Below are 21,618 nucleotides of genomic sequence, written 5' to 3'. Positions count from 1 at the left end.
TCGCCGGAGTTTAAAATGTCCAATGCAGTTCCGGAAACGGAAGGCAGCAATGTCAGCACACCAAAGCAGCCGCTCGATCCCCACCTGAAGGCCCTCGAAAACGAAGCCATTCACATTTTCCGCGAAGTTGCGGCGGAATTCGACAATCCAGTGATGCTCTATTCCATCGGCAAGGATTCGTCCGTGCTGCTGCACTTGGCGCGCAAGGCGTTCTTCCCGGGTCGCATCCCCTTCCCGCTGCTTCATGTCAATACGGGCTGGAAGTTCAAGGAAATGATCGAGTTCCGCGACAACATCGTCAAGGAATACGATCTCGACCTCATCTCCTACACCAACCCGCGTGGCGCGAGCGAAAACGTGACGCCGTTCACCCACGGTTCGGCGCTCTATACCGATATCATGAAGACGGAAGCGCTGCGTCAGGCGCTCGATGCGGGCAAGTTCGACGCCGCGTTCGGTGGTGCGCGCCGCGATGAGGAAGCCAGCCGTGCCAAGGAGCGTATCTATTCCTTCCGCACGCCCGACCACAAATGGGACCCGCGCAACCAGCGCCCGGAACTATGGAATATCTATAACGGCATGGTTCGTCAGGGCGAAAGCGTGCGCGCCTTCCCGCTGTCCAACTGGACCGAAGTCGATATCTGGCGCTACATTCAGGCCGAGAACATTCCACTCGTGCCGCTCTACTACGCCGCCGAACGCCCCTATATCGAGCGCGACGGCATGATGATCCTGGCAGAAGACGAGCGTCTGGAGCTGCTGCCCGGCGAAGTAGTTCAGCACGGCATGATCCGCTTCCGCACGCTGGGATGCTTCCCGCTGACCGGTGCCATCAACTCGGAGGCAACCACACTGGACGAGGTGATCTCCGAGCTTGAAATCGCAACCGTATCCGAGCGTCAGGGCCGCGCCATTGACCGCGACCAGTCCGGCTCCATGGAAAAGAAAAAGCGCGAGGGCTATTTCTGATGACACAGAACGCAAACGCACAATCCGCCACCATTCTGCCTTTTGTCGAGCCCGCAAGGGCGGTGCGCGACACGCGCCCGCTGCGTCTCATCACCTGCGGCAGCGTCGATGATGGCAAATCCACGCTGATCGGCCGCCTGCTTTGGGACACCAAGGCGGTGAAGGAAGATCAGGCCGCGACGCTGCACCGTGACAGCGGTAAGCAGAACGATCTCGGCCTGCCCGATTTCGCGCTGCTGCTGGATGGTCTTCAGGCGGAACGCGAACAGGGCATCACCATCGATGTCGCCTATCGCTATTTCGCCACCGAAAAGCGCGCCTTCATCGTTGCCGACACGCCCGGCCATGAGCAATATACCCGCAACATGGCAACCGGCGCATCGACGGCCGATCTCGCCGTGCTGCTGGTGGATGCCCGCACCGGCATTCTGGAACAGACCCGCCGCCACGCGACGATCGCCGCCCTGATGGGCATTCGCCAGTTCGTTCTGGCCGTCAACAAGATCGACCTGACCAACTACGACAAGGCCGGTTTCGAGCTGATTGCCCACGACTTCCGCGAATTTGCGCTGTCCCTCGGCATCAAGCAGATCACCTCCATCCCCATGTCGGCGCTGAAGGGCGAGAACGTCGTTCTCTCCGGCAAGTCCTCCATGCCGTGGTATGATGGCCCGACGCTTGCCGAAACGCTGGAACTGGCAACGGTTCGAACCACGCAGACCGGTGGTTTCCGCCTGCCTGTTCAGCGCGTGTCCCGCCCGGGCGAAAGTTTCCGTGGCTATCAGGGCACGGTGGCTGGCGGCTCCGTCAAGCCGGGCGATAGCGTCGTCATCCTGCCATCTGGCATGGTGGCCAACGTCAAGCAGATCGTGACTTTCGATCTGGTGCGCAATGCAGCAGTCTCCGGCGATGCGATCACCCTCGTCCTCGACCGTCAGGTGGATGTGTCGCGCGGCGATGTGATCGTGTCCATTGAAGCGCAGCCGCAGACGGGCCATGCTTTCGACGCGCAGATCGTGGCATTGCAGCCGGGCGGTATCGAACCTTCCAAACGCTACTGGCTGAAAAGCGGCAGCCGCCGCCAGCGTGTGACGGTGCAGCCGACAACGCAGCTGGACCTGAAAAACGGCCAATGGTTGCCGCATGCCGACACGCTGCCTATGAACGCCATCGGCAAGGTGCGCCTGTCCTTCGATGAAACGGCCATCTTCGACCCCTACGACCAGAACCGTTCGACCGGCTCTTTCATCCTAATCGACCCCGACACCAACAACACGGTCGCGGGGGGAATGATCCTCGGCAAACGCAGCGACACCGGCAAGATTGCCCAGGGCGAACGTGTCCTGATTTCCCTGCCCGCCGATCTCGCCGAAGCGCTTCTGGCCAGCGAACAGCTCTCCAGCCGCAGAGACGAAATCGAGGTACGCCGGACGAGTGCAGCGACGGCTTCCCGTCTTTTCGACGAGCTTGATTGATATCTCGAAAGCGCTGGAGCCATCTCTAGCGCTTTCTCTTTTCCAGTCTTAAAGATATGGGAATGCGACACTCCGCCTGCAAACCAAGGGTCAGTTCGGCGCAAGCAAACGCTGAAATACTTGGGTAAACAGGGTGAGAGTTTTAATATGGATATGGCCGCCAACACCGCATCGTCTGCGTCCGTCAGTGACAAGCTTGACCAAGTGATTGCAGATATTTCTGCCTTGGCACAAAGACAGCAGATTCAGGATGAGATCATGCTGGAGCTGGTCAACTTTTTGGCGAAATTCCGAGAAGATGCCATTGGCGTTCAGCACGCCCACGCTCAAAAGCTACATGAGGCCGTGCAGGTCACATCGAGCAATATTCGAGAGCTCTCCCAATCAAACGCATCCTTTGCAAACAACCTCGTTGAAAGCTTCAAAGGCCTCGCGGTGAAAAGCGAGCATATTGCAAGCAACTTCGGCCAGTTGCGTCAGGTCATGCATGCGGGCATTCGCAAAATGCCTCCGGCCTCCGGCAAAATCCGTTGCGTATTTCTGGTTCACATGATCGAGGCCTGGGACGCGCAAATCGATATTTTCCATGCCATGAAGAATGATGGACGCTTCGATCCTCTCGTGGTCAGCATCGACAGAGTGTTCCCGGGCGACAAGGCCTGCGGCGGTGAGAGCTCGGTGAGCGAGGCCTTGACGGAACTTGGGATCGCCCATCTTCGGCTGGGTATGCCCAATTCATTCGAGGGGCTCGATATCCTTCGCGCGCTGGCTCCCGACGTGATTTTCCGTCAGTCGCAATGGGACCGGGATTACCCGGCCGCGTTTCGCACTGAGGAATTGGGCTTCGCGCGGCTTTGCGCCATCACCTATGGAACCTCTCTCGTCTCGAAATTCAGCCACTCCGAGCGAGACGTGGCCGAAATATCGCCCATGGCGTTCGATCAGCCTTATCACCGGTCAGCCTGGCGTGTGTTTTGCGAAACCGAGCAGACACAGTCCTATTTCCGCAGTTTCCAGCATTCGGATCCATCCAAATTCGTGCTTTCAGGTTACCCGAAACATGAGAGACTGGTGAGCTTTATCGGAAAAGGATCCTGGCCCATCCATAGCGGTGAGGAAAAGGCGTTCCGCGTCATCTGGGCGCCGCATCACTCTGTCGGCAACGACTGGCTTGCGTTCGGCGTATTCCACCGCATCTACAGAGACATGCTGGCCTGGGCGCAGCGCTCGCCGAATATCGAGTTTGCGCTGAAGCCTCACCCTGCCCTGTTTGCGCTGGTCGTGAAAATGGGCTTGATGACGCAAGCGGATGTTGATGGTTTCAAAGCGCGCTGGAACAGCCTGCCCAATTGCTCGATCATTGAGGGACAATATGGCGACCTCTTCGCTGCCTCTGACCTGATGCTGACGGACGGTGTTTCCTTTTTGACGGAATACCAGCTGTTCAATAAGCCTTTGGTCTTCATCGATTCACAACGGCGCGTTCCATTCAATGCTCTCGGTGAACTGGCCCACGCCTGTGCTGAAACCGTGACGACCATGGAAGAAATAGAAAACGCGGTTCTCGCCTATGCCAATGGGAAGCCATGGGGCAATGTGGAGGCGCGTGAACGCCTGCTTGAGAAATTATTGCCGAATGAGCGTCCTTCGACGGAAATCGTTCTCGATTCCATTGCCAGCGGCATCGGCGTTTAACAGCGCCGCCGCTTCTCATTATGGCCGTTCCTCTTATAGTCTTGTGAGCAGCCCTTCGGGCTGAGACAAATCCAAGCTATGAGGGGCGCGCGTTCTTTTTTTCCGATTCTGAGGATTTCAAATGTGCGGAATATTATTCTCCAATTTTCCCGAGATCGATAGATCGGCATTTGAACGCGCACTCGACCTGATGCATCACCGTGGTCCGGATGCTGGATCGATTGTCTGCCTTGACCACGTCAAGCTAGGACACAGGCGCCTGAAAATTGTCGATCTCGATGCGCGCGCCAACCAGCCATTCGTGTCATCCAACGGGCGCTACCGGATCATATTCAACGGCGAAATCTACAATTTCCAAGAGCTGGCAACCCGACACGACATCGACTGCAAAACCTCGTGCGACACCGAGGTTCTCATCGAGCTCTATGTCAAACTCGGGCCTGACGCGCTCAAGGAATTCTACGGCATGTTCAGCTTTGTCATCCATGACATGCTGACGGGCGACATTTTTGCAGCCAGAGACCGCCTGGGCGTGAAGCCGCTGTATGTCCATGAGAATGGCTCTTTCGTATCGTTCTCCTCCGAGATCAAGCCGCTGAAGCAGCTTCACGATCTGACGGCAATCGACCCTTTTGCCCTGCGGCAATACGTAAAAGCCCGAAGCTTTTTCAACGGTCGCACGATGTACAAGGGTATATCGCTGTTTCCCGCTGGCCATTATTATTTCAATGGCAAGCTCACGCGCTACTGGGACCTTCCGGAACGCGATGTCTACGATAAATCAGTCTCTGACGAAGAGATCATGGACACTTTGAAAAGTGCGGTCGATCTCCGTTGCATCGCAGACGTGCCTGTGGGCAGCTACCTGAGTGGAGGCGTGGACAGCACGCTGATCGCCGCTCTCAGCTCCCGCCCGCATACATGGACCGTTGGATTTGAGGATAATAACGAGTTCGACTGGGCCGAACTCGCGGCTGAAAAATTCTCCTTCAACCATCACGCCATCACCATCGGAGATCAGGAGTTCCGAGACATCGCAAAGATGCTTATCCTTCACAGAGGCGAGCCGCTGTCGGTGCCCAATGAAGTCCTGATCTACAAAATGACGAAAGTCGCAAAGGAATTCAACACCGTCATCTTAAGTGGAGAAGGCGCGGACGAGTTGTTTTTCGGCTATGATCGCATCTTCCGATGGGCGGCGGAAAATCCGTGGGATATCGAAAAATTCGATCAGCTCTACAGCTATGGCAAACATGAGGATCGAGAAATCCTGGAGGATATCCTCGCACCCGTCATGCATCGCACCACTGCGCTGGACCGGACAGCTGCTTTTTTCCAGATTCACCATCTGCACGGTCTGCTTCGCAGACTGGATAACAGCACGATGATGTGTTCGGTGGAGGCGCGCACGCCCTTCGTCGATCATCGGCTAGTCGAACTGATGTACGGCACCCCGGCCTCTTACAGACTGGAAAATGGCGTAGCGAAGGCTCCGCTGAAAAGACTGTGCCGGAACATATTGCCGGACGCCATCATCGACCGTCCCAAAGTCGGCTTTCCCGTGCCGACGGATCGTCTCTTTGCGGGCGAAGGGTCTGGAATGGACAAGTGGCTGCGCTTCAACCTTGAAACGTTGCTGGACGCGCCCTGGGCGGATATCTCAGACCTCATATATCAACACTGATTTGACTGGAGCTTTAGCAGATGATCCTTGGTTACACGGCGGGTGTCTTCGACCTGTTTCATGTCGGGCACATGAGAATGCTCAGCAACGCAAAGGCTCTCTGCGACAAGCTTGTCGTCGGCGTCAGCACAGATGAACTCGTCGGCGAATACAAGGGGAAGCGCACCGTCATCTCATTCGACGAGCGGTTGGAGATCGTCAAAGGCATCAAATATGTCGACGTTGCCGTACCGCAATTTTCCCGTGACAAATTCGACGCCTGGAAACGATACGGTTTCAACGTCATGTTCGTGGGTGATGACTGGTACAACACACCGAAGTGGAAGGAATTCGAGGATCAGTTCAAGGAAGTGGGCGTCAGGATCATTTATTTCCCTTACACCAAGTCCACCTCGTCCACGCTCATCAACGAAACGCTTCAAAAGCTGCGCGCGCCATCGGAGTAACTATCTCGAGTAGGGAGTTGCTGATGGCGGCTACCCTTACAGAGCTTACGAGAGCCTGAGCCGCAATATTTTAAACAGAAATTTGGACGTGACTTGCATGCCGGTAGAAAGCCCCGGCACGTAAGTCACGTCGTCGTTTTTAGATGAACTGCCCAATATAGGCCTGAAGATCAAAAGCCGCGTCGGTGCGGGCCATGGGCTCTCCGAACTTTGGATCGAAACGAAGCCATGCGCGAGGGCCATCATCGGACGTTGGTGTTACGCGCGTCAGTCGCTGTTGTATTGCAGCGGGCAGGAGAGTGACGATTTCGTCACCGACAGCCGGATCGACGATGATCGGAAGATCGCTGAATGCCGCTGCCTCTTTTCCGGCAACGACGAGCCCGGCCAGCTTCTGGATTGTGTCGATCGAGGTGCCCGTCATAGGAACGTTCTGATAAGCAGCCATGCGATTATACAGAATATAGGCTTCCGGCCAGTTGCGGGATTCGATGTGCAAGCGCAAGGCAACGCCCTGCCGCTGCATCATGAAGCCGACGAGGCGTTGGAAGAAGTCGCTGCGCTCGTGGGTCGAAGGCGTTTTATTTTTCCACATCTGCGCCGCCAGAAACTCGATGCCGCCGCGATAGGTGTCCCACTGGAACATGCACTCATTGTTGCCCTGCTGCATTCTCGGATCGTCGGAGACTGCCGTCACGCGCGCAAAAGGCTCTGGCATGAACAGGACATCGGCATGTTCGAGTGCGCGGCCCGTGTAGAGGTAAGCCCAGAAGATGAAGGGCGTTGCGCTTGAAATCGACCGAGCGAGGACGTCGCGACGAACGATCAGGAATTCAGGAAAGACGTGGTGGTTGAAGATGAAGTTGAGGAAGGAGGAGAAATCTCCCTTGGAGTGTCGGGTCGGGCCGGGAATACGGTAGAACGGCGAGATATCGCGCTGACCGTTGCGTGCATCGACCAGCATCCACGGCGCCTGCACCATGCCGATGCCGGAGTCCGCCTGCATGATCTCGACATATTCCTTGACCTTCTCCGGAATGAGCAAGTCGTCATCGCCTAGGAAGACAGCGTAACGCCCACGCGCACGGCGCATGGCGAAAGCATAATTGCTGACAAAGCCGGAATTCTTGATGCGACGGTAGGCGTTGACTTCAGGGACCTGCGAAAGCGTTTGAATATAGTCCGCAGTGCCGTCGGTCGAGCAATCGTCGACGATGACGATCTCAAACGACATGCCCAGCCGCCGAAACCATTCCAGATGGAAATTGACGTTCCTCTCCAGCAGGAACTGTCTGTTATATGTAGGAACGCAAATGGAGAGAAGGATTTCTGAACTGGACATCGCGACGACCGCCTGTGAGTAACGACTGGGCATCGTCCTCAGGGGAGAATTCGCTCTGACATCGACAGAAGGCATCGTCGCCGACAGGAAATTCTCGAGCCCAAGGACAGATGCGGGATGAGTCTCTTGCTTGCTGCGCCAGCCCTGCCCTCATCATGAAGAACAATTCCGACTGATTATAAGCAAAGGACTACAAGGCCCGGCTTTCGCGAAGCTTATGCCAAATCAGCAGGGGACTTCGCGCGCGCGCCCACTCCAGACAAACGAAAAACGCCGGTCGAAACCGGCGCTTTTTGATGGATATTTTTGATGGCAACTGTCGATTAAAAGAAGAACATCCAGATCAGAACAACGATAAACAAGGGCACGCCCATTGCCCACAAAACCATAGCTTTCAGCATCATATCTCTCCTTTTGACTTGCTGACCTAACGCGTCGTCGAAGCCAAAAGTTCCTTGCGAAAAGCGACCCTGCGTTTCGCAATTAAGCCCGTTTGCTACTTGTCGATGAGGAATTATGGGCGCTTTGACAGGCTTTGCGCTAACTCAGTGCTCGAAAATGTCTCGCTCTAGGCAGACGCTGCGGCTTTCAAGCGCCGTGTGGTCTGACGATCCACCATCTCGAAGCCCATATTGAAGATTCGCTCTTTGATCAGCCCACCCTGCCCGAGGGTTATGACGATATCTGCGGCCTTGTAGCCGATGTCGAAGCGCGGCACGCGCACGGTGGTCAGCGGCGGTTCGGTGGAGACGGCGTAGTCCAGATCATTATAGCCGCAAATGCCGAAATCTTCCGGCACACGAATGCCCAGTCTTTGGCTTTCGAAGATCACGCCCAGCGCCAGATCGTCGCTCTGGCACAGCACGCCGTCCACATCGGGACGGGATTCGATGAAGCGGCGGATCATGCGCGAGCCGAGATGGATGCTGGGCGGCGCGTCCTGCCAGATGATCAGGCTCTCATCGAACAGGCCCGCCTGCTGCATGACTTCGCAATAACCGGACTGGCGCAGGCGCACCCTGATATCATGGCCGCAACCAAGTATGCCGAAGCGGCGATAACCTTGCGACAGCATGTGACGGGTGGCCGCCATGGCAGCCTGCTTGTGGTCGATGCCGACGGCGATGCCATCCATCTTCAAGGAGGAATCGATGGTCTGCACCACGGGACAGCCCGCTTCTTTCACAATCGTGTTCAGGTTTTCCAGCCGTTCCGTGCCAGCCACAATGACGCCGGCGGGGCGCTGGGCGGCAAAGGCGCGCAGCTGCTTGACCTCTTCTTCCGGGTCGTAATGAGTGTTTGAATATTGAATGCGATAATCCGTGCCCCTCACCCGCGCCTCGATGCCGCTGAGTACGGCGCTAAGAGCTGGATGGGACAGAGATGGCAGAAGAACACCGATGAAGGCGCTGGTTCCGCTGGCCAGGGCTCTGGCATTCAAATCCGGCACATAACCCATATTTTCGATGGCATTGAGAATTTGGTCGCGAAGTGCGTTAGAGACCTTACCCGGTTCTCGCAAGGCGCGGGAAACCGTGATCGCACTGACTCCGGTTTCTTTCGCAACGTCCTGCAATGTGACCTTGCCAGAAGCACCACGTTTACTTCGGTATGACATCCATACACCTTGGGCTTAGTAGCTTGGGCAGATGACTATTCTGAAACGTTACAGTGAGCTATTTCCTAACTCGCATGCGGTATCTGATTACACTATCATTTTTGCTAATACACCATAGCCCTATCGGGAGATTCCAACGGCTTTCGCCTAAAAACCTATCAGAAACGGCCATTAGCCCAAAAATAGTCGCGCTGGCTGTGCTGCTAGCAACAGGAATTCACATGACGACGGTAACTTCATGCGAAAAGCGATGGTCTAAGAAAAATTTTAGCCGACTAGAGAACGTTAGCTGAAAATTGACGAGATCTCGTGCGGTGGAAAAAAGCTTGGACAAACCAATAAAACCTTGGAATTTTAAGGCCTTACCTGGTCGGAGTGAGAGGATTCGAACCTCCGACCCCGTCGTCCCGAACGACGTGCGCTACCAGACTGCGCTACACTCCGTGACCAGCGGCGCTTCTATAAACCAGCCTCCTGTTTTCGACAAGAAGCCTGTTTGAATTTTTTGTGACGGCTTTTTGGGGTCGATAAAGTGGCCTGCTGCCATCTGTTCCGGAGACAAAATCGTTACAAAAAAACAATTGTGGCAAAAAATATGCTTCGCGGCGTTCGCTGGCCCTGCCGCTTCGTCACAAATCTGCTAGGGAACATCATCCTCCCGCAAAACACCGGAAACGGCACAACAAGGAAATTTCGACATGCGTTTTCGCAGCGTAACATTGGCAGGGCTGGCCATTGCCCTTTCCGCTTGCACCACCACCACTCCTTCGCTTGCTCCCAAAAGCGCTGTTGAAACCCGCTGGGTCGGCCAGTCGGCTGGCGTCTTCTTCGCCAAGTTCGGCCCGCCGCTGAGCGATGTCGATTCCGGCAGCACCACGACCTATAACTGGCGCGGCGGTTACAAGACCACCACGATCCCCGCGAAGTATGACGAGACCAAGGATGGCAAGCGCGGCCGCCAGACATCGTCTGCCCGCAAGGTCTACCTCTCCTGCACCGTGCAGCTGGTTGTCGGCAGCGATTATAACATCCGCTCCATCCGCACCGTGTCTGACCGCCCAGGCGTCAACGGCCCAAGCTATTGCGCAGAGTTCCTCGCCGCCAACTAAGGCAGGAAGAGAACCCTTTCAAAAGCCCGTCGAATTCATTTTCGGCGGGCTTTTTTTTGCTCTTACCTGTGCGCCTTCACGCTTTTGCACTGCCATGCGCGCCTGATTTGAGCCCGCACATCTGTTATGCATTTCACGCAGGACATATTATACAATCGATTAGCTTGAATTCTGAGGTCTTATCTCTGGCCTTGACCGCGTAAAACAGCTGATGCTGTATGATGCGGAAAACTAAGGCAAAATGTCGCACTGCGATGTTTTGCCTCGCCTTTTTCCACTCCATATTCGCTTTCTCTAAATTCTTGTAGTCCTGCCTCGCCGCCACCCTGGCGTGTTTTCCCGACGTTGTGTTGCGGGATTGTTTGCGTTATTGCGCCGCACAATTTGAAAATCATCAATAGTTTAGGAAAAGACGTGACCAAAGACGACAAGGGCAACGGCCTTAACACCGGATTTTCGCACGACAATTTCACCATGAACCGCCGCCAGGTATTGGGCACCGCGCTTGCCGGTCTGGCTGCTGCCGCAGTACCGGGCGCACCGGCGCTGGCGCAGGCTGCAGATAAGAAGGTCGATGTCCTGCTGATCGGCGGCGGCATCATGAGCGCGACGCTCGGCGTATGGCTGCATGAGCTGGAGCCGACATGGTCCATCGAGATGCTGGAGCGTCTGGATGCGGTGGCGCTGGAAAGCTCCAACGGCTGGAACAATGCCGGCACCGGACATTCCGCGCTTGCGGAACTGAACTACACGCCGGAAACCGCCAATGGCGGCATCGACATCTCCAAGGCGATCGAAATCAACGAATCCTTCCAGATTTCCCGACAGTTCTGGGCTTGGCAGGTGCGCAATGGCGTGCTGAAAAACCCGCGCTCCTTCATCAACCACACGCCGCATATGAGCTTCGTGTGGGGTGACGAAAACATCTCCTATCTGGAAAAGCGCTTCGAGGCCCTGAAGGCCAGCCCGCTGTTTGCCGGCATGCAATATTCCAGCGACGCGGAGCAGATCAAGAAATGGGTTCCGCTGATGATGGAAGGCCGCGATCCCGGCCAGAAGATCGGCGCGACATGGTCTCCGCTCGGCACCGACATGGAATTTGGCGAAATTACCCGCCAGTTCGTTGCCCATCTGAAGAGCCAGCAGAACTTCAACCTTCAGGTTTCCAGCGAAGTCGATGGCATCGAGCGCAATGACGATGGCACATGGCGCGTCAGCTACAGCAACACGAAGGATGGCAGCACCCACACCGTCGATGCGAAGTTCCTCTTCGTCGGCGCCGGTGGCGGCGCGCTGCACCTGTTGCAGATGTCCGGCATTCCGGAAGGTGACGATTATGCGGGCTTCCCCGTCGGTGGCTCCTTCCTCGTCAACGAAAACCCTGACGTGACGATGCTGCATCTGGCCAAGGCCTATGGCAAGGCATCGGTCGGCTCTCCGCCCATGTCTGTTCCGCATCTCGACACCCGCGTTATCGGCGGCAAGCGCGTCATCCTGTTCGGACCGTTTGCGACCTTCTCCACCAAGTTCCTCAAGGAAGGCAGCTACTTCGACCTGCTGACCTCCACGACCATGAGCAATGCATGGCCGATGATGAGCGTTGGCATCGATGAATATCCGCTGGTTGAATATCTGGCCGGTCAGCTGATGCTCTCCGACGACGACCGCTTCGCAGCGCTTCAGGAATATTTCCCCGGTGCCAAGCAGGGAGAATGGCGTCTGTGGCAGGCAGGCCAGCGCGTGCAGATCATCAAGCGCGACAAGGACAAGGGCGGCGTGCTGAAGCTCGGCACCGAAATCGTCAGCGCCAAGGACGGCAGCATCGCAGCCCTGCTGGGTGCCTCCCCGGGCGCCTCCACGGCAGCCCCCATCATGCTCAACGTGCTGGAAAAGGTGTTCAAGGAAAAGGTCGCTACTCCGGAATGGCAGGCCAAAATCCGCCAGATCGTTCCAAGCTACGGCACCAAGCTGAATGCAGACCCTGAAAAGGTCAGCCAGGAATGGGCTTACACCGCAGAACACCTGCAACTGCCAACACCGCCGCAGATTGATGTAAGTGCAATCAACGCAGCGCCGGGCGCGACAAGCGAACCCGGTGTGAAGCGCCCGGACATGGCGCTTTAACGAGCGGTTTTGGTGGGCGTCATTGCCTGTCGAAAATATCAAAATACTAGGGCACGTCTACGGGCGTGCCTTTTCTTATGTATAGATCAATTCGTGAAGTGCCCGGTCCTATACCGCAAAAACATTCGGTTTGAGAATGGCTTCGAATTCCGAAGCGCTACGGACACGCTTGATTAAATCAGTAAAAGCCTGACCCAAATATGCACTGTCCAGTAGATCGGCGCGAATATCATAGCCATTTGACAGGAGAAACGCGTATCCTGAAACGAAGCCAGTTCGTTTGTTGCCCTGCTCAAACGCGTGCGCGCTTGCAACTGAAATCATGAGATTTACGGACAGAGAAACGGTGTCTGAATTTCCGTCGTAATGGAAGCTGTTTTTAGGGCGCATGATGGCACCATCGAGCTTCTCAGGAAACAATAAAGCGTGGTTTTCTTCAGTCAGCGCTACTTGCTGTCTATTGAACTCAATGATCGCTTCTACGGGCAACCAATTTGGTTCACTTGGCAAGTTCAGCCAAAGTCTTGGGGAAACGCTTGATTGCCAACTGACCTAAGGCTGCGTAATCCACCGGCTCTTTTTGCGGGCGCGGTTCATAGCTAGGCTTATCGACCAGCTTGGAAGCTGCTGATTTTATATTCATCATCGAAACTCCCTGCGACGGGTTGGGATATTCACAAACCCAACGTAAGCCGTTCACGGTCAAAAATCAACAAAAGGTTGATTACCCAATACAACTTGCCGCGAAATGAAGCTCTTTCAAACATGGCTGGGGCGCCAGGATTCGAACCTGGGAATGCCGGTACCAAAAACCGGTGCCTTACCGCTTGGCGACGCCCCACCAGGGCAGATTGGCGAAGCGCCACTGCCTGAACGGCGCCTGATTAGCAAAGCGGGGCGGCAGCGGCAATGATTAAGTTGATGGATGAACAATATTTCTTGTGTGTGCGGGCTAAGCTTCATGTTACGTCAGGATATATCCGGTCTTCAGGCTTTTTGGTGAAAGCGCCCATGAGCAAATATAGTGCACGTCCACCTGCGATACCCACGACTTTGCTTGATGATGCCGTGGTGCGGATCATCCGTTGGGACTTCGAGCCGGGTGCGGATACCGGCCACCACACCCATGGCCTTGGTTACGTTGTGGTGCCGATGACGGATTGTCATTTTCTGATCGAAGATGAGGATGGCAGTCGCCGTGTCGATACGCCAAAGGGTATGCCCTATCGCCGTGAGGCAGGCGTTTCGCACAATGTAGTCAATGCGGGCAGCGAGCCGATGTCCTTCATCGAGATCGAATATAAGTGAGCATTGACTAAGCCGATGGCAGACCCGGAATTCAACCGTGACTTCGACCCCGCCTATGGCATTGCCGTGCCTGTGGCAGATGGTGTGCAGCGCATCACCGTCAATAATCCCTCGGCATTTACCTTCCATGGAACGAACAGTTACATCGTCGGTGACAAATCCGTGGCCGTCATCGATCCGGGCCCTGATGACGAGGCGCATTTTCAGGCTCTGATGGCAGCGCTTGAGGGACGCGAGGTGACGCATATTTTCGTCAGCCATACGCATCGCGACCACTCGCCTCTGGCAGCGCGACTGAAGCTGGCAACCGGCGCTTTGACGGTGGCCGAAGGCCCGCATCGTGCCGCACGTCCATTGCATGAGGGCGAGCGCAACCCATTCGCCGAGAGTTCCGATACGGCTTTCGTTCCTGATATCGCGCTGGGGGACGGCAAGAGCATCTCCGGTGACGGATGGGCTTTGACCGCGCTGCATACGCCCGGCCACGCCGCCAACCACTCGGCCTTTGCCTTAGATGATACCGGCATCGTCTTTTCAGCCGACCATGTCATGGCCTGGGCCACGACCATCGTCGCGCCGCCGGATGGATCGATGAGCGATTACATGGCCTCGCTGGCGAAGCTTCTGAAGCGCAAGGACCGGCTGTTTCTGCCCGGTCATGGCGGGCCGGTCAACGACCCCACGGCCTTCATGCGCGGGCTGCGGGCGCACAGGCGTATGCGGGAAAAGGCCGTGCTGGCGCGCATCAAGGCGGGCGACCGAACCATACCCGATATGGTGAAGATCATCTACCGAAGCACAGATCCGCGCCTGCACGGCGCCGCAGCGCTTTCCGTTCTCGCGCATATAGAAGATCTTATCGAAAAGGACGAAGTGCAGACGGATGGACCGCCTTCGCTGAATGGGCTTTATTTTTCGGTATAGGATTTGAGACCATGACTGTTGCCTATAGCTACCGCGATGATCCATCGGTGCCGGAGTTCTCCGACGACAGGCCGCTGATCGTTTTTGATGGCGAATGCGGCTTTTGCTCGCGAGACGTCGATCTTGTCCTGCAGCGCGATAAGCACGGGCTTTTCCGCTTCACCCCGGCGCAGTCTGAACTCGGTACTGCGCTGATGCGCCATTACGGCTATAGAACAGATGATTACGAAACCAGCCTGCTGATTGAAAACGGCATTGCCTATCCGCGCTCCGATGGTGCCTTGCGCGTGCTTCAGCTTTTGGGCGGTTTCGCTGGCCTGATGTCACTTTTACGCTTCGTGCCGCGAATTCTTCGAGACGGCGTTTACGATATTGTCGCGAGAAACCGCATGAAAATTGCCGGACGGCGTCAGACCTGCCGGATGCCGACGGCTGAGGACCGCGATCGTTTTATCTGATCACGTTCAATTATCGTTCAAACCCTGCATTTCCGCGTCCAGCGCATCCAGATAGGCTTCTGCTATATCCGCGCCCATGCCCAGATCATGCGGGCCGAAGCGGGAGGCGACGCGAACGTCGACCAGCGTGGTTTCAGTGTCTTCGCGCAGGCGGATGAGGACATCGAAGCGTAGGCCCCAGATGAGGCTGCGCATTTCGCCCTGTAGCATCACCACGCCGCTGCCATTGAAGAAGGTCGGGGCCGGAGCCTCTGCCGGGCGCGCCAGTGGCACAGGGACGTTGGTGGGCAATTCGTCTATGGGTGTGTCGTTGGCGCCCTCGGCCTGGTCCTGCTTGGGCACGCCGGGCTGAACATCCGGCAGAGAGCCGATCAGGCCATCGGTGTAGGCAATGCGAATGCGCTGGGCTTTCGCGACCTTGCGGGCGGCGGTGTAGACGCGGTCGATGGCGCCTTCATACCGGTGGCCTGCAAGGCTTGGATAGGCTGCCACCTGCGCGTCGCGGTCAGCCTTGGATATGATGGCAGGGCGCGGCAGCCATTGCTGGTTGGCGGTGGGAATGGAAAGCCATTTGGGCGCATCGGCGACATCGGTAGAGACATCATAGATGGGCGGTTTTTGCCAGTAGAGAAAGGCCGCAAAGCCCACGACTCCAAGCGGAATGGCTGCCAGAAAAATGGCATAAAGCGACCACATGCCGCCCTTTGCACCCGCAGACCAGAGACGCTGCAAGCCGATGATGGCGAGCAGCAGCGCAACAGTAGCGATGGCGGCGGAAATGAGGGTCAGCGAGATGAAGTCCGGCAGCGTCAGCGGGCCAAAGCGGTGCAAAGGTGCGGCGATGAGAAACAGGACGAGCGCCGACAGCCCGAGATATCGGGACAAATATGCCGCATAGGACACGGGCCGAACGAAACGCACAGTCATAAAGCGGCACCCGGATGCGCATGTCGATGCGGAAAGATCATAGCGACATCTCCGCGACATGCTGTCGTTTTGCAATGAAGGCACTCCGTGCAAAAGCTGGGTTTCGCAAGGAATCGCCGGTACAGCATGTCATAAAGCCTTTTGGCCGCGAATGGAATCTGTCCCTCCACTCATCGCGGCCCGGCAAACACTTTTCCGCGACGTGTTTTCCAAACGCAACCTTTGCCCCGCGGCAGACTTTTCTCCGGGCTCAAACAATCGTATCAGTGAAACACAAGACAGCGATAAGCTGGCATTCCAGGGAGTTATCATCATGCGTGTTTCCATCGTTCTCGGCGCACTTGCGGCAACCATGGCGCTTTCTGCGTGCCAGACGCTGAGCCCGGAAGAACGGCGAGCGCGTGACGAGACCACCTGCCGCGGCTATGGCTTCCGCCCTAATACAGACCAGATGGCCGGTTGCCTGCTGGATCTGGATCTTGACCGCCGTGCCGATGCCCGCGCATGGCAAGCACAATCCAGCCGCGACATGTTCTATCGTCCAGTCGTGGTGGAGCGCCGCATCATCTTGCAGAACCGCTAAGCCTTACACTTTCGCCGGAATGGCCCGGAGTGGGACGACCTTCGAGGTGGTCTCAGTGTCCCGCTTCTGCGCCATCGCCAGCGTTGCCTGCGCGGCAGACAGCCGCGCAATCGGCACGCGGAAGGGCGAGCAGGACACGTAATCCAGACCCGCATCCTCGCAGAAATGAATGGAGGCCGGATCGCCGCCATGTTCGCCGCAGATGCCAAGCTTGAGTTCCGGGCGGGTCTGGCGGCCACGATCTGCGGCGATGCGGATCAACTCACCGACGCCATCAAAATCTAGGGATACGAACGGGTCACGCTCGATGATGCCCTTGCGCTGATAGGTTTCGATGAAGCGGGCAGCATCGTCACGAGAGATGCCGAATGTCGTCTGCGTCAGGTCGTTGGTGCCGAAGGAGAAGAATTCGGCGGCCTCGGCAATGACATGGGCGCGGAGCGCTGCGCGTGGCAGCTCGATCATAGTGCCAGTCAGATATTCCAGCGCCATGCCAGTCTCACTGGCAACGGCTGCCGCCACGCGGTCGATGACGGCGCGGACGTAATCCAGCTCAGACCTCAGACCAACCAGCGGCACCATGATCTCAGGCACGACGGGCGCGCCAGTCTGGCGTGCGGCTTCCACGGCGGCTTCGAAAATGGCGCGGGCCTGCATCTCGGCAATTTCAGGATAGGAAATGGCGAGGCGGCAACCGCGATGGCCGAGCATGGGGTTGAACTCGTGCAGGGCATCCAGCCGCTGGCGGAACAGCGTCTGCGACATGCCCATGGCCGCTGCGACCTCGACAATCTCGCCATCGGTCTTCGGCAAGAATTCGTGCAGGGGTGGGTCCAGCAGGCGAATAGTGACCGGCAGGCCGTGCATGATGGAGAAGAGGTCGGTGAAATCCTGCCGCTGCATGGGCAGCAACTGGTCGAGCGCAGCCCGCCTGCCCTCTTCATGTTCGGCAAGAATCATTTCGCGCATGACCTGAATGCGGTCGCCTTCGAAGAACATGTGTTCGGTGCGGCAAAGGCCAATGCCTTCCGCACCAAAGGCACGGGCGGCACGCGCATCGGCAGGCGTATCGGCATTGGTGCGCACCGTCATGCGGCGGGTGGCGTCTGCCCACTCCATCAGCTTGGCGAAATCACCGGAGAGTTCCGGCTGCGTCATCGGCACTTCGCCCTTCATCACGCGACCGGACGAACCGTCGATGGTGATGACATCACCCCGCTTCAACATGCAGCCGACGCCGATCAGGACGTTGTTGCGCACATCCACGCGCATAGAACCCGCGCCGGAAACGCAAGGAATGCCCATGCCGCGCGCCACGACTGCCGCATGGCTGGTCATGCCGCCGCGCGTGGTCAGAATGCCTTCTGCGGCGTGCATGCCGTGAATGTCTTCCGGGCTGGTTTCCATGCGCACGAGAATGACACGACGTCCCTCGGCCTTGGCAGAAACCGCCTCCTCAGAGGTGAAGACGATCTCACCGGATGCAGCACCCGGCGAGGCCGGAAGGCCGGAGCCGATGATCGGGCGTTCGATGGAAGGATCGATGGTCGGGTGCAGCAATTGATCGAGCGAGGACGGCTCGATCCGGCAGATCGCCTCATCGGTGGTGACAAGACCTTCGGCCACCATATCGACCGCAATCTTCATCGCCGCCTTGGTTGTGCGCTTGCCGGAGCGGGTCTGCAACATCCACAATTTGCCGCGCTCTATGGTGAATTCCATATCCTGCATATCGCGGTAATGGGTTTCCAGCCGCCTGCAAATTTCAAGGAACTCCGCGAATGCCTCCGGCATCAGCTTTTCCAGCGATGGCTTGTCGGAGCCGGAACAGATGCGCGCTTCCTCGGTAATGGATTGCGGCGTGCGAATGCCCGCCACCACATCTTCGCCCTGCGCATTGACGAGGAATTCGCCGTAAAGCTCTTTTTCGCCGGTGGAGGGATTGCGGGTGAAGGCAACGCCGGTGGCCGAGGACGAGCCCAGATTGCCAAACACCATGGCCTGGACATTGACCGCCGTGCCCCAGTCTCCGGGGATATTGTGCAGATGGCGATAGGTCACGGCGCGGGTGTTCATCCAGCTGGCAAAGACGGCGCCGATGGCGCCCCACAATTGCACCTGTGTGTCCTGCGGAAAGGGATCGCCGAGTTCTTCTTCGATCAGGCTTTTATAAAGCGAGACGACATGCTGCCACTCGGCGGCGGAAAGCTCGGTATCGTATTCGTAGCCAAGGCGACCCTTTTCGTCTTCGATAATTTCCTCGAAGATTTCGTGGTCGAGGCCCATGACGACATCGGCATACATCTGGATGAAACGGCGATAGCTATCCCAGGCAAAGCGGGCGTCGCCGGAATCGCTGGCCAGCGCCTGCACCGTCTCGTCATTGAGGCCGAGGTTGAGAACCGTGTCCATCATGCCGGGCATGGAGGCGCGCGCGCCGGAGCGAATGGAGAGCAGAAGCGGTTGCGAGCCGGAACCGAAGCTGCGGCCTGTGATGGCTTCCATGCCGGAAATGCTGCTGGTGACCTGCAATTTCAGTTCTTCTGGCAAAGAGCGACCGCCCTGATGGTAACGGGCGCAGGCTTCGCTGATAATGGTCAGGCCGGGGGGAACAGGCAGGCCGAGGCTCGCCATTTCGGCAAGGTTCGCACCCTTGCCGCCCAATATGGCGATATCGCTCGCGCGGCCTTCGGCAGCACCATTGCCAAAGGTATAAACCCATTTTTTCATTCTACGCTCTCCACCCAGAAGCGTTCTTGTTTTTCAACCCTTTACAGCATTGTTACATTGTTGGGAACGCCCGTTCGTACAGCTTGCCACCGCAGTGCAGCATAAATGCGGCGTGTGTTTCGATAAAATGAAAACCGCCCGCGGCAAGCGCGGGCGGAATGGATCGTTTCTCAGTGAATCAGGGCTGCGAAACGATCCGGCTTAAAACTCTTCCCAATCGGATTTAACAGCGGCATTGCCGTTGAAAGCTGCAGCAACCTTGCGGCACAGCGCGCGGGCGGGAGACTGAACCGGACGCTCCGCTGAAGTGGCTTGGCGTACCGGTGCTTCGTGACCTCCGTCCGCCAGCTTGAACTGACCCAGCAGGTGATTGAGCGAGGCAGCTTCGCGTGCCAGTCCATGGCTGGCCGCCGTCTGCTCTTCCACCATCGCAGCGTTCTTCTGCGTATCCTGATCCATCTGGTTTACAGCTGTGTTGATCTGCTGGAGACCAGAGGATTGTTCCTGCGCCGCATCTACGATGGCCACGACGTGGCGGTTGATTTCCTGCACTTCCGCCACGATGGTTTCCAGCGCACGACCGGTTTCGCCAACCAGCTGAACGCCCTGCTCGACCTGCGCGTTGGATGTCGTGATCAGGCCCTTGATGTCCTTCGCTGCACTGGCAGACCGCTGAGCAAGCTCACGCACTTCCTGTGCGACAACGGCAAAGCCCTTGCCTGCCTCACCTGCACGCGCGGCTTCAACACCGGCGTTCAGTGCCAGAAGGTTGGTCTGGAAGGCAATCTCATCGATGACGCTGATGATGTTGGAGATTTCAGACGACGATTTCTCGATCTGCTCCATGGCAACCACGGCCTTGCGGACGACATCGCCGGATTGTTCCGCACCGGTGCGGGCACGGGCGACCAGCTGACCGGCTTCCTGTGCACGCTTGGTCGAATCCTTCACCGTCGTGGTGATTTCTTCGAGAGCCGCTGCGGTTTCTTCAACAGACGCTGCCTGCTGCTCGGTACGCTTGGCCAGATCATCGGCAGCCGAGCGAATTTCATTGGCACCGGCATCGATACCCCGGGCATTCTCCGCCACGCGGCTCAGGGCCGTCTGAAGCTTTTCGGCAGAGGAGTTGAAGTTGCTACGGACAGCATCCAGGTGGGCGGCAAACGGCTGGCTGATGCGATAGGACACATCACCATCCGAAAGGCGAGACAGGGCGGCAGCGAGATTATCGACCGCAAAGCTGGTGTCTGCTGCTTCCTTGGCCTTCTGCTCTTCGCGAGCAATACGCTCTTTCTCGGAAAGGCTGCGGTTGGCCTCGGCTTCGGCTTCCAGACGGATTTGCTCCAAGGAATTGTTGCGGAAGACGACGACGTTTTGCGCCATCTTGCCGATTTCATCCTTGCGGTCAGCGCCCGGAATTTCCTGATCGACATGGCCAGATGCCAGCAGAGACATCGATTCCGTCATGATTTGCAAAGGTTTGATCACCCCCCGCACGATAACAAAGACCGAGGCAGCGGCAAGAGCCAGCGCAATCGCACCGAGAATGGCGAGGGTGGTGAGCAGAAATGTTTCCAGCTGGTTGCCGGTTTCCATGCCTTCTTCAGCGACGGACAATTGAAGATTGATCAGCTTGGAGGTGGCATCGCTCAACGGATCGATGATCGCGTAAAGCTGACTATCGGCAAAATTCCCGATGGCTTCCTTGTCCCCGCTGGTCAAAAGCGTAGCCATTCCGCTGATCTTTACATCGGCAGCCTGGCGAAGCCGTTGAAACTCTGTGGCGAGGCGTGTTTCCTCTTCTGTGAGATAGGTAGCGATATAAGCAGACCACGACGTATCAATATCCTTCAGGGCATCGCGAATATTCTGCGCACCCTCCTGCCCGCTCAAGGTGCCGCCACTCACCTTGTGAACCGTATCTACGATCTTGACGGCGTAGTCATCGGAAATGGATTTCAGCTGCCCCATGGGAACGACGCGGTCCATCACGACACTGCGTAAGAGAGACGAGGTTTCATTGACGGAGTAAAGAGAGAATAGAGATGTTGCGGCAAGTATTGCCACCAAAAAGAACACGCAGGACAGAAGCTTTATGCGAATAGACATGACGATCCTCTTGATTCGAACATCGACCACGGAAACCGGACATTCTCTTCCGAATAGTCCTTGGAGCATAGAAAGTTATGGGCAATAATTGATCTTGACCCATTAATTAAATGTGAA

Annotated in this window: 18 protein-coding genes and 2 tRNA genes; 11 read left to right on the top strand and 9 right to left on the bottom strand. The window is 56.9% G+C overall.

Features of this window, described 5'->3' with window-relative positions; translation table 11 throughout:
• Positions 1-15: 15 nt before the first annotated feature.
• The 5 genes from cysD to AC27VJ_RS03555 all read left to right on the top strand — a co-directional run bounded on the left by cysD (position 16) and on the right by AC27VJ_RS03555 (position 6,269).
• Entirely contained in the window at positions 16-969 is a 954-nt protein-coding gene (gene cysD / locus AC27VJ_RS03575; protein WP_488682817.1) for a sulfate adenylyltransferase subunit CysD, read from the top strand.
• Complete coding sequence (cysN, locus tag AC27VJ_RS03570) at positions 969-2,444, top strand: sulfate adenylyltransferase subunit CysN (protein ID WP_488682816.1); 1,476 nt, start codon at positions 969-971, stop codon at positions 2,442-2,444. The genes cysD and cysN overlap by 1 nt, the downstream gene beginning before the upstream one ends.
• A gap of 147 nt (positions 2,445-2,591) precedes the next feature.
• A complete protein-coding gene (locus AC27VJ_RS03565) occupies positions 2,592-4,139 on the top strand; it encodes a hypothetical protein (protein WP_488682815.1) in 1,548 nt (515 codons plus the stop codon).
• Positions 4,140-4,260: 121 nt separating this feature from the next.
• Entirely contained in the window at positions 4,261-5,823 is a 1,563-nt protein-coding gene (asnB, locus tag AC27VJ_RS03560) for an asparagine synthase (glutamine-hydrolyzing) (RefSeq protein WP_488682814.1), read from the top strand.
• 20 nt (positions 5,824-5,843) lie between these two features.
• Positions 5,844-6,269, top strand: a complete 426-nt coding sequence (locus tag AC27VJ_RS03555; protein ID WP_113086045.1) for an FAD synthase family protein — start codon at positions 5,844-5,846, stop codon at positions 6,267-6,269.
• A 139-nt stretch (positions 6,270-6,408) separates the two neighbouring features.
• Here the strand turns inward: AC27VJ_RS03555 and AC27VJ_RS03550 are convergent, their stop codons facing one another.
• The 3 genes from AC27VJ_RS03550 to AC27VJ_RS03540 all read right to left on the bottom strand — a co-directional run bounded on the left by AC27VJ_RS03550 (position 6,409) and on the right by AC27VJ_RS03540 (position 9,673).
• On the bottom strand, positions 6,409-7,611 hold the full coding sequence (locus tag AC27VJ_RS03550; protein WP_488682813.1) for a glycosyltransferase family 2 protein: 1,203 nt from the start codon (positions 7,609-7,611) through the stop codon (positions 6,409-6,411).
• Between the two features lie 568 nt (positions 7,612-8,179).
• On the bottom strand, positions 8,180-9,229 hold the full coding sequence (locus tag AC27VJ_RS03545) for a LacI family DNA-binding transcriptional regulator (RefSeq protein WP_488682812.1): 1,050 nt from the start codon (positions 9,227-9,229) through the stop codon (positions 8,180-8,182).
• A gap of 367 nt (positions 9,230-9,596) precedes the next feature.
• A tRNA-Pro gene (locus AC27VJ_RS03540) sits at positions 9,597-9,673 on the bottom strand.
• A gap of 254 nt (positions 9,674-9,927) precedes the next feature.
• On the opposite strand from AC27VJ_RS03540, the gene AC27VJ_RS03535 reads away from it, so the two are divergent.
• Positions 9,928-10,338, top strand: a complete 411-nt coding sequence (locus AC27VJ_RS03535) for a cupredoxin domain-containing protein (protein ID WP_353576118.1) — start codon at positions 9,928-9,930, stop codon at positions 10,336-10,338.
• Positions 10,339-10,812: 474 nt separating this feature from the next.
• On the top strand, positions 10,813-12,462 hold the full coding sequence (gene mqo / locus AC27VJ_RS03530; RefSeq protein WP_353576454.1) for a malate dehydrogenase (quinone): 1,650 nt from the start codon (positions 10,813-10,815) through the stop codon (positions 12,460-12,462).
• Positions 12,463-12,570: 108 nt separating this feature from the next.
• Here mqo and AC27VJ_RS03525 read toward each other — a convergent pair whose 3' ends face one another.
• The 3 genes from AC27VJ_RS03525 to AC27VJ_RS03515 form a co-directional block, all read right to left on the bottom strand.
• Entirely contained in the window at positions 12,571-12,972 is a 402-nt protein-coding gene (locus AC27VJ_RS03525) for a type II toxin-antitoxin system death-on-curing family toxin (protein WP_488682811.1), read from the bottom strand.
• Positions 12,962-13,108 (bottom strand): hypothetical protein, encoded by a 147-nt coding sequence (locus AC27VJ_RS03520; protein ID WP_162727641.1) that lies wholly within the window; start codon positions 13,106-13,108, stop codon positions 12,962-12,964. The genes AC27VJ_RS03525 and AC27VJ_RS03520 overlap by 11 nt, the downstream gene beginning before the upstream one ends.
• A 120-nt stretch (positions 13,109-13,228) precedes the next feature.
• A tRNA-Gln gene (locus AC27VJ_RS03515) sits at positions 13,229-13,303 on the bottom strand.
• A 170-nt stretch (positions 13,304-13,473) separates the two neighbouring features.
• Between AC27VJ_RS03515 and AC27VJ_RS03510 the strand changes: the two genes are divergently transcribed.
• The 3 genes from AC27VJ_RS03510 to AC27VJ_RS03500 are packed head-to-tail and all read left to right on the top strand — an operon-like array spanning position 13,474 to position 15,152.
• A complete protein-coding gene (locus AC27VJ_RS03510; RefSeq protein ID WP_353576116.1) occupies positions 13,474-13,770 on the top strand; it encodes a cupin domain-containing protein in 297 nt (98 codons plus the stop codon).
• A 15-nt stretch (positions 13,771-13,785) separates the two neighbouring features.
• Positions 13,786-14,694: an MBL fold metallo-hydrolase gene (locus tag AC27VJ_RS03505; protein ID WP_488683179.1), complete on the top strand. Its 909-nt coding sequence runs from the start codon at positions 13,786-13,788 to the stop codon at positions 14,692-14,694.
• An 11-nt stretch (positions 14,695-14,705) separates the two neighbouring features.
• On the top strand, positions 14,706-15,152 hold the full coding sequence (locus tag AC27VJ_RS03500) for a thiol-disulfide oxidoreductase DCC family protein (RefSeq protein ID WP_488682810.1): 447 nt from the start codon (positions 14,706-14,708) through the stop codon (positions 15,150-15,152).
• A gap of 6 nt (positions 15,153-15,158) precedes the next feature.
• Here AC27VJ_RS03500 and AC27VJ_RS03495 read toward each other — a convergent pair whose 3' ends face one another.
• On the bottom strand, positions 15,159-16,079 hold the full coding sequence (locus AC27VJ_RS03495; protein ID WP_488682809.1) for a DUF1499 domain-containing protein: 921 nt from the start codon (positions 16,077-16,079) through the stop codon (positions 15,159-15,161).
• A gap of 313 nt (positions 16,080-16,392) precedes the next feature.
• Between AC27VJ_RS03495 and AC27VJ_RS03490 the strand changes: the two genes are divergently transcribed.
• A complete protein-coding gene (locus AC27VJ_RS03490) occupies positions 16,393-16,662 on the top strand; it encodes a hypothetical protein (RefSeq protein WP_488682808.1) in 270 nt (89 codons plus the stop codon).
• Positions 16,663-16,665: 3 nt separating this feature from the next.
• On the opposite strand, the gene ppdK is transcribed toward AC27VJ_RS03490, so the two are convergent.
• Positions 16,666-19,392, bottom strand: a complete 2,727-nt coding sequence (gene ppdK, locus AC27VJ_RS03485; RefSeq protein ID WP_488682807.1) for a pyruvate, phosphate dikinase — start codon at positions 19,390-19,392, stop codon at positions 16,666-16,668.
• A gap of 201 nt (positions 19,393-19,593) precedes the next feature.
• Entirely contained in the window at positions 19,594-21,501 is a 1,908-nt protein-coding gene (locus tag AC27VJ_RS03480) for a methyl-accepting chemotaxis protein (RefSeq protein WP_488682806.1), read from the bottom strand.
• Positions 21,502-21,618: the final 117 nt, after the last annotated feature.

The sequence above is a fragment of the Agrobacterium sp. 20P9.1.2 genome, assembly GCF_057799395.1.
Note: the sequence above shows the minus strand (reverse complement) of the source record. Positions and strands in the feature narration are given on the sequence as shown.

Excerpts from the sequence above, each read along its gene's own strand:
- cysD (WP_488682817.1), top strand. The coding sequence starts at position 16 with ATGTCCAATGCAGTTCCGGAAACGGAAGGCAGCAATGTCAGCACACCA.
- cysN (WP_488682816.1), top strand. The coding sequence starts at position 969 with ATGACACAGAACGCAAACGCACAATCCGCCACCATTCTGCCTTTTGTC.
- AC27VJ_RS03565 (WP_488682815.1), top strand. The coding sequence starts at position 2,592 with ATGGATATGGCCGCCAACACCGCATCGTCTGCGTCCGTCAGTGACAAG.
- asnB (WP_488682814.1), top strand. The coding sequence starts at position 4,261 with ATGTGCGGAATATTATTCTCCAATTTTCCCGAGATCGATAGATCGGCA.
- AC27VJ_RS03555 (WP_113086045.1), top strand. The coding sequence starts at position 5,844 with ATGATCCTTGGTTACACGGCGGGTGTCTTCGACCTGTTTCATGTCGGG.
- AC27VJ_RS03550 (WP_488682813.1), bottom strand. The coding sequence starts at position 7,611 with ATGTCCAGTTCAGAAATCCTTCTCTCCATTTGCGTTCCTACATATAAC.
- AC27VJ_RS03545 (WP_488682812.1), bottom strand. The coding sequence starts at position 9,229 with ATGTCATACCGAAGTAAACGTGGTGCTTCTGGCAAGGTCACATTGCAG.
- AC27VJ_RS03535 (WP_353576118.1), top strand. The coding sequence starts at position 9,928 with ATGCGTTTTCGCAGCGTAACATTGGCAGGGCTGGCCATTGCCCTTTCC.
- mqo (WP_353576454.1), top strand. The coding sequence starts at position 10,813 with ATGAACCGCCGCCAGGTATTGGGCACCGCGCTTGCCGGTCTGGCTGCT.
- AC27VJ_RS03520 (WP_162727641.1), bottom strand. The coding sequence starts at position 13,108 with ATGATGAATATAAAATCAGCAGCTTCCAAGCTGGTCGATAAGCCTAGC.
- AC27VJ_RS03510 (WP_353576116.1), top strand. The coding sequence starts at position 13,474 with ATGAGCAAATATAGTGCACGTCCACCTGCGATACCCACGACTTTGCTT.
- AC27VJ_RS03505 (WP_488683179.1), top strand. The coding sequence starts at position 13,786 with ATGGCAGACCCGGAATTCAACCGTGACTTCGACCCCGCCTATGGCATT.
- AC27VJ_RS03500 (WP_488682810.1), top strand. The coding sequence starts at position 14,706 with ATGACTGTTGCCTATAGCTACCGCGATGATCCATCGGTGCCGGAGTTC.
- AC27VJ_RS03495 (WP_488682809.1), bottom strand. The coding sequence starts at position 16,079 with ATGACTGTGCGTTTCGTTCGGCCCGTGTCCTATGCGGCATATTTGTCC.
- AC27VJ_RS03490 (WP_488682808.1), top strand. The coding sequence starts at position 16,393 with ATGCGTGTTTCCATCGTTCTCGGCGCACTTGCGGCAACCATGGCGCTT.
- ppdK (WP_488682807.1), bottom strand. The coding sequence starts at position 19,392 with ATGAAAAAATGGGTTTATACCTTTGGCAATGGTGCTGCCGAAGGCCGC.
- AC27VJ_RS03480 (WP_488682806.1), bottom strand. The coding sequence starts at position 21,501 with ATGTCTATTCGCATAAAGCTTCTGTCCTGCGTGTTCTTTTTGGTGGCA.